The organism is Undibacterium sp. Di26W (genome assembly GCF_049340265.1).
GTDB lineage: Bacteria > Pseudomonadota > Gammaproteobacteria > Burkholderiales > Burkholderiaceae_D > Undibacterium.
In genome coordinates this window covers 18,951-31,147 of the sequence record NZ_JBMPOR010000022.1, presented here as the reverse complement: position 1 = coordinate 31,147, position 12,197 = coordinate 18,951, and the positions used below count along the sequence as shown (strand labels likewise).

The window sequence follows — 12,197 nt, the reverse complement described above, 5'->3', positions numbered from 1 at the left end:
CTTCTGATGTGGTATGGATGAACGCAAAAGCAAACATCCTAAAAACATCTGAAGGACGTTTTACTGTGGAATTGAATTGAAAATATGATAACTAAAAAGATATTAATTTATTATTGACTTAATATCAAGGGAGGCCGGGGATTTATTTGACAAAGCGGCTTGCCTGTGAAGAGGCGTATTCAAATTGCAACAGTGTGCTTGTTGCCAATACGCTGGCCAGGCAGCGATAGTCAGATGCAGAAATTAAATTATTTCTGCTTGTGGAGTAGTCTAAGAGGGGTTTTCGTAGAGGGCCTTACCCACCGCCGCCCCGACCGCCACTGGCGTGGTCTGGAGCTGGCTGATGCCGTTCTTCTCCGCCACGATCTCGGCCATGATGGACAGGGCAATTTCTACCGGGGTCTTGCTGGCGATATACAAACCGGCTGGCCCATGCAGGGCCTGCAAAGCGGGTTCGGCGATATCAAAGTGCGTGCGCAAGCGTTCACGCCTTTGCTCACTGTTACGACGTGAACCTATGGCACCGACATAAAAAGCTGGCGATTGCAAAGCGTCGATCAATGCCAGGTCATCCAGCTTGGGGTCGTGCGTCAGGGCGATGACGGCGGTGCGGGTATCGGGTTGTAGCCGTAGTATCAGATCGTCCGGCATGTCGGCGCTGACCACTACCCCAGGCAACTGCCAACTGGCACGGTATTCTTCTCTCGGGTCGCAGACGATGACTTCAAAACCCAGGCTCAAAGCAAACTGGCATAAGTAGCGCGACAGGTCACTGGCACCGATGACGATGATGCGTGCTTGTGGGCCGAGGTAAGTGATCAGCTTGTGTTCATCCAGTTGTGGCAACCCATCGCGCTGGCCGGCGCGCAGTTCTACCTGGCCAGTCAGCAAATCCAGTGTTCGCTCTATACTGCGCCGCTGTTCGCAAGCCAGCAGCAATTCATCCAGACGGCTAAGTGCGGACACCGGCTCCAGCACCAGTTCCACCGTGCCACCGCAGGGCAGGCCGAAGCGATGCGCCTGGTCGGCAGAGATGCCATAGCGCAGGACCAGGGGCAGGTTGCCTGCGCAGACCGCCTGCACCCCTTCTTCCCTGATACGATAGATAAGATCGTCTTCTATGCAACCACCGGATACCGAACCCACAGTTTCACCGCGTCCATTGATTGCCATCAGCGAACCCGGTGGCCGGGGCGACGAACCCCAGGTGCGTGCCACCGTAACGAGAATGACGGGCAAGCCCTGTGCATGCCAGTGCAGCGCAGTCCGCAAGACCAGGGTATCGAGATCTTCCATCTGACCTGGTCCTAGCTGATATTGAACGGCAATTGACGCACAGGCTTGCCAGTCAGTTTGGCGACAGCATTGGCAAACGCCGGTGCCAGTGGCGGCAAGCCGGGTTCACCCATGCCGGTAGGCGGTTCGGCACTGGGCACCACATGCACTTCAAACGCCGGTATGTCGGTCATGCGCGCCACGGTGTAGTCACCAAAATTGCTTTGCTCGACCACACCATCCTTGAAGGTGATGGCAGCGCCTGGCAAACACATGCCCAAGCCCATCACCGCCGCGCCCTGCACCTGTGCTTCTATCGTGCGTGGATTCACCGCCAGGTTGCAATGGACACCAGCGGTTACCTTCTTGAGCACAGGGCGACCTTGCTGCACGCTGGCTTCCACCACATACGCCACCACGGTCGAGAATGATTCATGCACGGCCACGCCCCAGGCACGTCTGGCTGGCAGGCGCTTCTTGCCATAACCGCTTTTATCCACCGCCAGTTGCAATGCGGCGCGGTGACGTGGGTGCTGATCGCCGAATAGGCTCATGCGGTAAGCCACCGGATCTTGCTTGGTAGCCCGGGCGATGTCGTCCAGCAGGGTTTCCATGACAAAGGCCGTATGGGTAGAACCGACGCTGCGCCACCACAACACCGGCACATTCAGTTTGGGGTGATGCACGGTCAGTCGCATGGGGAAAGGGTAGGGGTCACGCATGCCTTCGGTAGCCGTGCCATCCACGCCATTCTTGACCTGGAATTGCTCAAACACCGTACCAGCCGTGATCGACTGCCCAACGATCACGTGATCCCAGGCCAGTACCTTGCCCTTGTCATCAAAACCTATGCGGGCACGGTGCAAATGCATGGGGCGATAATAACCGCCGCGCATATCATCTTCACGACTCCATACGGTACGCACGGGTGCATTCAAGCCTGCAGCACGAGCGGCCTTGGCGATTTCGCAGGCTTCGACTACAAAGTCACTGCTGCTGGCAAAGCGGCGGCCAAAACCACCACCTGCCATCTGCACATGCATGGATACCTGCTCGGGCTTGATACCCAGTGTACGTGCCACCGCGGCCGCATCCAGTCCGGGGCTTTGTGAACCTGTATAGATATCCGCAGCACCATCCTTCAAGGCAACCGTGCAGTTCAACGGTTCCATCGCCGCATGCGCGAGGTAAGGGAATATGAATTCCGCTTCCAGATGTCTGGGCGCAGTGTCCAGTGCTGCCATGTCGGCATCAAAACGACGTGGCCCGGTTTGATCGGCCAGCTTGCGGTAGTCGGCCAGTTGTTTTGTACTATCTACCTTCTCGACGCTGGCAGTATCCCATTCCAGCTTCAATGCATCGCGCCCTTGTTTGGCGGCCCAATAGCCGTCAGCCACTACAGCCACACCTTCGGCACCACGGTCCAGTGGCAGGCGGAATACTGCCTTGACGCCTTTGATGGCGCGCGCTGCACTGTCATCTACCGTTTTCAGGCGTGCGCCAAATACTGGTGGGCGTGCCACCACTGCCGTCAATTGACCTGGTAAGTGCATGTCTATGCCGTAATCCTGTTTGCCACTGCTTTTGGCGCGTGCATCCAGACGTGTGGTCGGCTGGCCGATGAGACGGAAATCCTTGGGGTCTTTCAGCGCGACTTTTTCAGGGACAGGCAAGACCATCGCAGCTTCGGCCAGTTCGCCATAGCCCAGCTTGCGGCCATCTGCAGCAATCACGGTACCTGCCTGGGTGCGCAGGGTGGCCACATCCACATTCCAGCGTGCCGCCGCCGCAGCCAGCAACATGGCGCGGGCGCGGGCACCCAGCTCACGGTATTGCATGAAACTGTTCTTGACTGAATTGGAGCCGCCAGTGATATGGATACCAAAGAAAGGATCATGATAAGCTACATCACTGTTGCCATGGCTGCTGCGTACCAGATTCCAGTTGGCATCCAGTTCTTCTGCCAATATCATCGGCAATGCAGTCTGCACACCCTGGCCAAATTCCAGCCGGTTGATGATGACCGTGACCTCGCCATTCGTGGCGATTTGTACGAAGGCAGATGGTTGCTGGGCAGGTTTCAGGGCCGTACTGGTCTGGGCCTGCGCCAGGGCAAGGTGGGGGAAGGCACCTAGTGCCAGACCGCCTATACCGGCAAATTTGAGAAAGCTGCGGCGTGTCAGCGCGGCGGTGTTGACTGAGTGGTCGGGTTGGTCGCGCTCCAGCATGTGTTGTAGGGCACGCGGCATTTCGCTGTAATCGATATTCGGCAACATGGTAGCTCCTTCAGATAATGGCTTTGGCTGCATCAGCCACGGCAGCGCGGATGCGAACGTACGTACCGCAGCGACAGATATTGCCAGCCATGGCGCTGTCGATTTCAGCAGCAGTCGGTTGTTTGCCACGCGGCAGGGATTTCAGAAAAGCAGTCGCACTCATGATTTGTCCGCTCTGGCAGTAGCCACATTGCGCCACATCGTGCTTGATCCAGGCGGCGCTGACTGCATTGCCGACCTTGTCATTGCCACCGGTCGCTGCTTCTATGGTGGTGAGTTTCTTGCCCTGTACGGCAGAAGCAGGCGTGACGCAAGAGCGTATCGCCTGGCCATCCAGATGCACGGTACAGGCACCACACAAGGCCGCACCACAGCCAAACTTGGTGCCTGTCAGTTGCAGCGCATCGCGCAGCATCCACAGCACAGGCGTGTCGGGCGTGACATCGACGCTGGTATTCTTGCCGTTAATCGTGGTGTTGATCATGAAAACCTCCAGGATGGGGTGATGCGGGATGGATGATGTCGGCCATGCTCTGATGAAGCTTGTCCGTGGAAATGTCTTCATAAAACTGGTGTGAATTGATGATCAATGCATGTTTCATTGATAAGTCCTGTGCCGTTTTTATTGATGGCTATTGTGTGCCAGGTGCTATAAAAGACGTTTGCCTGATTCGATGCATTTCTTGCCCAATTTGATGATTCATCGGCAGAAATACGAAACCAGGCATTGAAAATGGTAGGCTATGGCTATTCATGAATTCTCTCGCGCTGCCATGCAAACCGGACATCAAACCCCATCTGTGAATAGTCAAACACTGGCCGGACTGGTCAGCAATATTGCCCAAAGCGATGGTGACCATACGACCCATATTCCCGGGTTGATGATGTACAGGCGCAGCAAAGCGACCGACCCCATGCCCTGCATTTATGGCCCGAGCCTGGGCGTAACCGTGCAGGGCGGCAAACGCGTGCTGCTGGGAGATGAGATTTTTGACTACGCACCCGGTCAATCACTGGTGACTTCGCTGGATTTGCCCGTGGTGTCTTATGTGACGCGTGCCAGCAGCGCGCAACCATTCCTGGGAATGGGGCTGGCACTGGACGCCCGCGTCATTACCCAGTGCGCTGCCGAAATGAATTTCTCCGCGCCGCTGAAAGCATCAACCTCACTGGCGATGTCAGTTGTGACCGTGGATGAGGGTTTGCTGGATGCCATCACCCGCCTGGTGCGCCTGCAGAATGAACCGCAACTGATACCACTGGTTGCGCCGCTGATACAGCAAGAAATCATCGTACGCCTGCTCAATGGCGAACATGGGCCAACACTGCGCCATCTGATGACAGCCGGTTCGCCAGGGCAGCAAATTGCCAAGCTCATTGCCTGGCTAAAACGGCACTACACCGAAAATATTGCCATGGATGATCTGGCAGACAAAGCCCACATGAGCCCATCTACCTTTCGCCAGCATTTTCGTACAGTCGCAGGCATGAGCCCCTTGCAATACCTGAAGCACTTGCGCCTGCAGGATGCACGGCAACTGATGCTCAGTGAAGACATCGACGCCAGTAGTGCAGCGTTACGGGTAGGCTATGAAAGCGCATCGCAGTTCAGCCGTGAATACACAAGACTGTTTGGCGCGCCACCACTGCGGGATATCAAGCGGGTGAGACTGGCGACGTAAATGCCGGGTGAACAAGGGGCGACGATTGCCATCCAGTGATTCCTCAGAACGTGTTCACGATCTTACTGCGCGAGCGTGATCGGGGCTCATGCGCTGCTCAAAATGCTCATGTACTTAAGTACATTCCGCTTTTTGCGCTGCTCTTCACCCAGCTGACGCTCGCTCGCTACAGATCGTAAACAGGTTCTCAGGTGCAGGTCAAGGCGGGCGCGATTTTAGCGGTTTGATGCTGCCGTCAGCGCAGCATTCATGAGCCCAGCTCATAAGCACATGCGGGCTAAGCCATCTAATCAAAGCACAGCATACCGCGTACAGTGAATGTCATGACACGTGCAGCCACAGCGGGCTGTGCCGAATCGCTGCCGGACCGGAAAAACCGGTCCATCACTCAAAGGAAAAATGATGCAAAAGCGTAAACTCGGAAATACTGGCCTGGAAGTTTCAGCAATCGGCCTTGGCTGCATGGGGCTTAGTTACGGCTATGGCCCTGCCACCGACAGGCAAGAGGCAATTGCACTGATACGCGCTGCAGCCGAGCGCGGTGTCACCTTCTTCGACACTGCCGAAGTCTATGGCCCGTTTATCAACGAAGAAGTGGTCGGCGAGGCTTTGGCCCCGATACGCGATCAAGTAGTGATTGCGACCAAATTCGGCTTCAAGAATGCCGATGCGAAAGCCGGTCTTGACAGCAGGCCAGAGCATATCAGGGAAGTTGCCGAAGCTGCTCTCAAACGACTCAGGACAGATTGCATAGATTTGTTCTACCAGCACCGGGTTGATCCACATGTACCTATTGAAGACGTTGCCGGCGCGGTCAAGCGCCTGATCGAAGAAGGTAAGGTGAAACACTTTGGGTTGTCTGAAGCTGGCGCACAAACGATACGTCGCGCCCATGCGGTACAGCCTGTCGCCGCACTTCAAAGTGAATATTCACTGTGGTGGCGCGAGCCGGAGCAAGAGATACTGCCAACGCTGGAAGAACTGGGAATCGGCTTCGTTCCATTCAGCCCTCTGGGCAAGGGTTTTCTGACGGGAGCGATTGATGAGAACACCAGTTTTGACAGTACAGATTTCCGGAACACTGTCCCCCGCTTCTCGGCAGATGCCCGCAAAGCCAACCAGGCTTTGGTTGAACTGATAAAGAAAATCGCCGACCACAAGCAGGCAACACCAGCGCAGATAGCACTCGCCTGGCTGCTGGCACGCAAGCCCTGGATCGTTCCTATCCCTGGTACCACCAAGCAGCACCGCCTGGTCGAAAACATCGGTGCTGCTGACGTAGTATTGACTGCCAGTGACATGCAAGACATTCAGGGCGTTCTTTCCAGCGTCACGGTGCAGGGTGGACGTTATTCAGAAAGCAGCCAAAAACTGGTCAGTCGTTGACAGGCAATGTGAGATTTGCGCAAACAGCCAGGCATCAGTCACTGATCAGCAATTGATGCAGCACCCTGAAACAGGCTGCATCAGGTCACCACCAACTCGTTTTCCTTGGTCATCAGGGTGGCAAACAGATAGGCGACGTCCATCACCTGAATCAACAGCTTGCCTGCATTGGCCTTGATGACCTTGCTGATTAAGCTGCTGCTGGTATTGCCGGCAAAAGGCGCAGGCGTGATCTGTGCGGCATTGAATTGTGGTACGCCGTGCAGGCCGCTTACCAGCAGGCCTATCATTTGCCCGCCAAAACGCACAATGATGACCTGGTGGTGATTGGCGATGATGGCTGGTTTGCCCCGCATCGCATGGCCCAGATCGAATACCCAGACATAATTTTTTTGATCGTTGTCACGCTCCGGCACAATCAAGCCTATGCGTTCTGCGCGCCCATTTATTGATGCCATGGATATCCTGGATGCTGGCAAGGCTTCCAGTACACACTCTGCCGGTAGTGCAAACAGCTTGCCGTCAATAAAGAAAGTGGCGAACTCTTCATCATCGATCTCTGTTGCCCCGGTTGTTCCAGAAACCAGCGCGGTGTCCATTTTGCTGATGCCGGCATAGTCCCGCACCGGCCCAAAGCTGTCGAAGACCACCGCCAGTATGTCTTCACGATAGCCGTCAGATACCTTGAACTCCCGATAGCCACTCGATACCGTACAGGCCATGACGGCGTAATGTCCATCATGCACCAGGATGCGTGATGCGCTGCTGCCGTTTGCCAGCGCAAGCAGTGTAGCGTCAATCTCCAGGCGGCTGCCAACCGGACGGCTGGCATCGGTGCTGGACAAGATGACACCTTGCCGGTTGATAAAGAATGCACTGCAGTTGTCTTTGCTGCCCATGCCACTTTTCAGCATCGCAGAAAATTCTGGTGCCGAGTCGAAGATAATACCTATGCCACCTATCACCAGCGCATCATCATCCGGGTCACGGATGGCTGCATGATATATATAGGTCGGCTCGTCTTCATACATGGGGGTAGGTGAGAACGGTGTTACATAGTAATCCTGCTCGGTACGCAGCGCCAACACCTGTGACAGGGTGTCTGTGTCGATATGGGTAGCAATTGCCGGGTCCATTTCCTGATCCGGCAAGGCCAGTTGGTTGCTGGCGATAATCTCGCCGCTGCCGTCATACACAAAGATACGGGTGTACACGGTGTACAGGCAATTAATGTATTTCAATATACCGTTAACATCCGCCATGGTTTCCCAGTCCCGTTCCGGGTTTGCCAGCACCCGGCGCAGCTCTGGCGTCAATGCCCACCAGCGGCAATCATCCGCTCTTTCATACAGGTTACGGTCCAGCAGATCAACCAGCAGATGCGACACAAATTCTGCGTCACGCATGCTCGACGCTACGACCGTCTCGTACAGATCGGCAATCGATTTGGCAAATAATTCGTCGCTGCGTGTGCCAGTGTCGCTGATCTGGTCGAGTATGGTCTTCAGCTTTTGCATATCATTGGTTTGGCCTGCCGTCATCACCTTGCCATTCCACACCACGCAACGTATGGTTTCTGCCGCCACCATGATTTCGTGCAGGGGTGGGCAAAATGAATGGGCGTGGCTTAACAGACCCTCGGCAATCGCCGGGCTTAACTCGCTCAAATGATTGCTGCTGGCTTCGGTAAAGGCAACCTCCACCGGCACCATTACTTGTCCTTGCCAACCGGGTGGCCCCATATAACCCTGGTAGCCCACTGCCGGGAAAGTCCGCACCAGATATTCGCGTCCGGCATACATCATCAGTTCCGGTTCATTACTGTGATTCACCGGAACCCTGACACCCACAGGTATCCAGGTCTTGTCTGCACTTGCTATCACCTGGTTGCTGCCATCCAGCAGCAACATATTCGCGCGCCCGGACGGGTCACGGTGCGAATTGAAGATGCCTGCCATTTCCTGTTCAAAATTAAAGCACAGGCACAGCACACCCACCACCACGCCAGTTTCCGGATGCAGCATGCGGCGTGAATAAATCAGGGCTTTCTCTTTACCTGGACGCAGGTCGCTGGCCCTGAAAGTTTCTACATACGTGTCGGATGCCAGGCTTGCCGCCAGCAAAGGATCGGTGCTGGCTTCCAGGGGTGTTGCTTCATCAATTTGCACCAGCACATTGCCAGCAACATCTAGCAGAATGATTTCGTCATACACCGTGTATTTATTGCGGTAGGCACGCAACCTGGCACGTATCTTCCCCTGCATATCATGCAGGCCGGCAGTAAAGGCACACAGCTCATTGTCTGTCGCCAGAAAACCGATGTCGGCAGTGCGCTCATACAGATTGCGTACAACGATATCGATCACATACTGCGCCTTGGTACCGATAGCGCTCAACACGGTGGACACTTTTTCATGCACCAGGCTGGTCACCAGTTCCTGCTCCAGGCGATTGAAACCATCACGTGTGGCTGCCATGGTGGGCAATACCGCTTTGGCTTCACTTGCGCACGTCATCTTTGCCGTCGCCTCTATCATGCGCCACATCAAATTCAATTCGTGCAAGGCTTGTTCGCACCGGATCACATTGCGCATGTAAGGTAAAAATGTGTCAATCTGGAGCGGAGTAGTATTGTTCATTTTGCGAAACCTTTTAAGAGGTGTTTTCTTTCGAAAGTGAAATAGGGAATAGTCGAAATACGCCGACACATGCCGCTATGACCGGAAAAAAAATTAATGCAAAAAGTCAACGTCGAAACTGCAAGTTTCAAGTGGCACCAGTGGTATTGGTGCCTGATTGATCACATCCATGCGCGATTGCTAATGCTATGGATTCACTCCCTTGTGGGTGCTTCAATCTCTTCTGCGCCGCAAGCAAATATGTCGAAGCACATATAACGAAGAACCGGTTGTCAATTTTCAGGGCTGACACAGAATTACTGCAACTGCGTGAATCCTATATATAAAAAAAGCATAGATCATCAATGCTTCGGTGACGCACCAAGGCATGCCCAAACATGGTGCGCACGCGCGATTCGAGTTTGTTTTTTTATGCTCCCCCTAAGTAAATGATGCCTATTTGTGCGGCTATGAAATTGAAATGACTGACCCCTGGCGACAGCTTTGCCTGTCAGCCAGCGTTGATTCAACATGGGGCGGATTTCCCCCGGGCGCGGGTTGTTCCGCACTACGTCCAGAGGCGAACGTCCGACCTTCAAGCACATCGACACTGCATCCCGAATCGTCTTATTGGTACCCTGTTCCAGTGGTGAAATGAGTTTTATGTGATTCGTTAATATATTTGGTCTGTCCAGCTCAATACCGTACTCTGCATTGGCAGACGACTATGCATGGCGTGAATGCAATTCCTATGCCAGTGCTAAATTGTGGGTGCGGGCTAAGATATGCTTTTTTGGGGTGAGTTTTATGATTGGCAGGGCGATTGATAGAACTATTCCGGAATGTCTGGATCGAATGGCAGTCAAGACAAGCTATTCAAGCCAGCCTTCAGGAAAACATTCAATGCAGGTTTATCTATGACTCGATTTTCGTGTTCCAAAGGTGACGCCTGTTGGCTTACTTCGTTTCAGGATAGTCACTTGAATTTCCATGATATATTTTTCGTTTGAAAGTACACTTAAATGGCCAGATTGATTGCATCATTTTTCATAGCCTGCAGTTTAATGGGAACGGTAGCAGATAGTTTTTCTGCAAACGCGAATGACACAAGCCTGGCAAACCCGTCCTCTGACACGGAGATCAAGCAGCAAATTGACCGCTATGTAAAAACCGAAATGCAAGAGCGGCGCATCCCAGGCATGCAATTGGCGGTAGTCAAGGGTGGCAAGATTGTTTTGTTGAAGTCATATGGCCTGGCAGAGATTCCGAATGCGGTAGCTGTCAATGATGAGAATGTGTTTTCCATCAATTCGGCAACCAAGTCGTTTACCGGGGTGGCCATCATGCAGTTGGTGGAAGAGGGTAAGCTGGATTTGTCGGCACCAGTGTCACGTTATCTGGATGGTTTGCCGGTCGCCTGGCAGGTGGTGACGGTGAAGCAGTTGCTAACTCATACCTCGGGTATTCCTGACATCATCAGCAGCAAGATACCCTCGCTGGCCACGCCGCAAGAGGTGGATGCTGCGTGGGTTGCGATTCAAACCTGGCCTATGGAATTCAAGACGGGAGAGCGTTATCGCTACAACCAGACCAATTATATTTTACTGGGCAAGATAATCGATCGCCTGAGCGGTATGCCATTTGTAGAATTTTTCCAGAAACGTCAGTTTGCCGTGGCCGCTATGCGTAGCGTTGGTTTTGGTGACTCGCGCGATGTTATTCCGCACAAGGCGGTTTCGTACAGGTATGAAGAACCGGGCGGACCCCTGAAGCATGTCGTCGAGGTCTTTCCTCCTTTCTTGCGTACTGGTGCCGGCATGAATAGCAGTGCTGAGGGTATCGCCAACTGGCTCATCGCGTTGCAACAGGGCAAGCTGATTTCTGCGGCTGGTTTGAAGCAGCTTTGGATGCTAGGCACTTTCAATAACGGCAAGCCGACCGCGTGGGCGCTGGGCTGGCCAGTGGTACGGCAGGGGGACTATGCTGCCGTCGCCGGTGTGGGCGGGGCACGCTCGGCGTTTTATGTGTATCCCGCTCATGATCTTGCCATTGTCACGCTGACCAATCTGGCGGGTGCCGATCCGCAGGGCATGATCGATGACATCGCTGGCTTTTATTTGCCTGGATTAAGAACAGCGCATGGCGGTACTTACGCAGCACATCTTTTGCGTGAGCAAATTGCGAAGGATGGCTATGGGGGCTTGGCGGCGAAATTGAATAAGATCAAGTTGGATACAGGTTTGCCTGATCCCACGGAAGATGATTTCAATTCCTGGGGTTATCGTTTGCTTGGAAAAAAGATGGCTGATCATGCGGTGACAGTGTTTGGACTGGGGATACAGGTTCATCCAGACAGCGCAAACTTGCATGACAGCCTGGCGGAAGTATATGAGTTTCAGGCAGATACCGCATCGGCGTTAAAACATTACCGTTTGTCGCTGGCGCTTGATGCGCAGAATAGCCATGCGGCAGAGCGTATCCAGGTGTTGGGTGCAAAGTAAATTTTTGTATAAGAAATTTTGTATCGTTTACCGGAAAAATAGCCAGAAGGAAAATAGCAAGCAAGCTATTTTCCCTCCAGGGCGCAAGATTACGAGACCATGAATTGATAGTCGCTGATGATGCGGCCATCCGCATCGACCTGTAGAAACTCCAGGCCGACGGCAAGCACTTCAGCCGTGGCTGGCCGTATCATCTCCCAGTTGAATGTGACGACTCCCCGCAGTGCTTGTGCGTTCTTCACGGGCCTGAACATATAGCCACCGTCACGCACGTTCTTGTTGTGCGAGCCGGTGATGCGTTCCTCCAATGCCGCGTAGGCGCGCGCTTCGCGCGTCGTTACGTAGTGCACGCCATCGGGTAACCAGAGCTGTGCGATGGCATCGCGCCGCGCCGCCAGGTCCGTTTCATTCCATACCGCGACGTAGCGGTCCGCCAGTTGTTGTGCATTGATGTTCATG

At 54.0% G+C, this 12,197-nt stretch carries 8 protein-coding genes; 3 read left to right on the top strand and 5 right to left on the bottom strand.

The genetic code is table 11. The annotated features are described in order from the left end of the window. Positions 1 to 270 precede the first annotated feature (270 nt). Genes ACO0LM_RS21670 through ACO0LM_RS21660 form a run of 3 tightly spaced genes read right to left on the bottom strand, consistent with a single transcriptional unit; the run spans position 271 to position 4,035 of the window. A complete protein-coding gene (locus ACO0LM_RS21670) occupies positions 271 to 1,296 on the bottom strand; it encodes an XdhC family protein (protein WP_423039838.1) in 1,026 nt (341 codons plus the stop codon). Between the two features lie 11 nt (positions 1,297 to 1,307). Continuing rightward, entirely contained in the window at positions 1,308 to 3,551 is a 2,244-nt protein-coding gene (locus ACO0LM_RS21665) for a molybdopterin cofactor-binding domain-containing protein (protein WP_423039836.1), read from the bottom strand. Positions 3,552 to 3,561: 10 nt separating this feature from the next. Continuing rightward, entirely contained in the window at positions 3,562 to 4,035 is a 474-nt protein-coding gene (locus ACO0LM_RS21660) for a (2Fe-2S)-binding protein (protein WP_423039834.1), read from the bottom strand. 259 nt (positions 4,036 to 4,294) lie between these two features. Between ACO0LM_RS21660 and ACO0LM_RS21655 the strand changes: the two genes are divergently transcribed. Further along, positions 4,295 to 5,233, top strand: a complete 939-nt coding sequence (locus tag ACO0LM_RS21655; RefSeq protein WP_423039832.1) for an AraC family transcriptional regulator N-terminal domain-containing protein — start codon at positions 4,295 to 4,297, stop codon at positions 5,231 to 5,233. Positions 5,234 to 5,635: 402 nt separating this feature from the next. After that, positions 5,636 to 6,619, top strand: coding sequence for an aldo/keto reductase (locus ACO0LM_RS21650; protein WP_423039969.1), 984 nt, complete (start codon positions 5,636 to 5,638; stop codon positions 6,617 to 6,619). Between the two features lie 80 nt (positions 6,620 to 6,699). On the opposite strand, the gene ACO0LM_RS21645 is transcribed toward ACO0LM_RS21650, so the two are convergent. Further along, on the bottom strand, positions 6,700 to 9,258 hold the full coding sequence (locus ACO0LM_RS21645; RefSeq protein ID WP_423039830.1) for a chemotaxis protein CheW: 2,559 nt from the start codon (positions 9,256 to 9,258) through the stop codon (positions 6,700 to 6,702). 1,043 nt (positions 9,259 to 10,301) lie between these two features. On the opposite strand from ACO0LM_RS21645, the gene ACO0LM_RS21640 reads away from it, so the two are divergent. Then, a complete protein-coding gene (locus tag ACO0LM_RS21640) occupies positions 10,302 to 11,738 on the top strand; it encodes a serine hydrolase (protein ID WP_423039828.1) in 1,437 nt (478 codons plus the stop codon). An 89-nt stretch (positions 11,739 to 11,827) separates the two neighbouring features. On the opposite strand, the gene ACO0LM_RS21635 is transcribed toward ACO0LM_RS21640, so the two are convergent. After that, the gene (locus ACO0LM_RS21635; RefSeq protein ID WP_423039826.1) at positions 11,828 to 12,196 is read right to left on the bottom strand and encodes a hypothetical protein; all 369 of its coding nucleotides are present in this window, start codon (positions 12,194 to 12,196) and stop codon (positions 11,828 to 11,830) included. Position 12,197 lies beyond the last annotated feature (1 nt).

Bases quoted from the DNA above. Each gene is read 5' to 3' on its own strand.
- ACO0LM_RS21670 (WP_423039838.1), bottom strand. From the start codon at position 1,296: ATGGAAGATCTCGATACCCTGGTCTTGCGGACTGCGCTGCACTGGCAT.
- ACO0LM_RS21665 (WP_423039836.1), bottom strand. From the start codon at position 3,551: ATGTTGCCGAATATCGATTACAGCGAAATGCCGCGTGCCCTACAACAC.
- ACO0LM_RS21660 (WP_423039834.1), bottom strand. From the start codon at position 4,035: ATGATCAACACCACGATTAACGGCAAGAATACCAGCGTCGATGTCACG.
- ACO0LM_RS21655 (WP_423039832.1), top strand. From the start codon at position 4,295: ATGGCTATTCATGAATTCTCTCGCGCTGCCATGCAAACCGGACATCAA.
- ACO0LM_RS21650 (WP_423039969.1), top strand. From the start codon at position 5,636: ATGCAAAAGCGTAAACTCGGAAATACTGGCCTGGAAGTTTCAGCAATC.
- ACO0LM_RS21645 (WP_423039830.1), bottom strand. From the start codon at position 9,258: ATGAACAATACTACTCCGCTCCAGATTGACACATTTTTACCTTACATG.
- ACO0LM_RS21640 (WP_423039828.1), top strand. From the start codon at position 10,302: ATGGGAACGGTAGCAGATAGTTTTTCTGCAAACGCGAATGACACAAGC.
- ACO0LM_RS21635 (WP_423039826.1), bottom strand. From the start codon at position 12,196: ATGAACATCAATGCACAACAACTGGCGGACCGCTACGTCGCGGTATGG.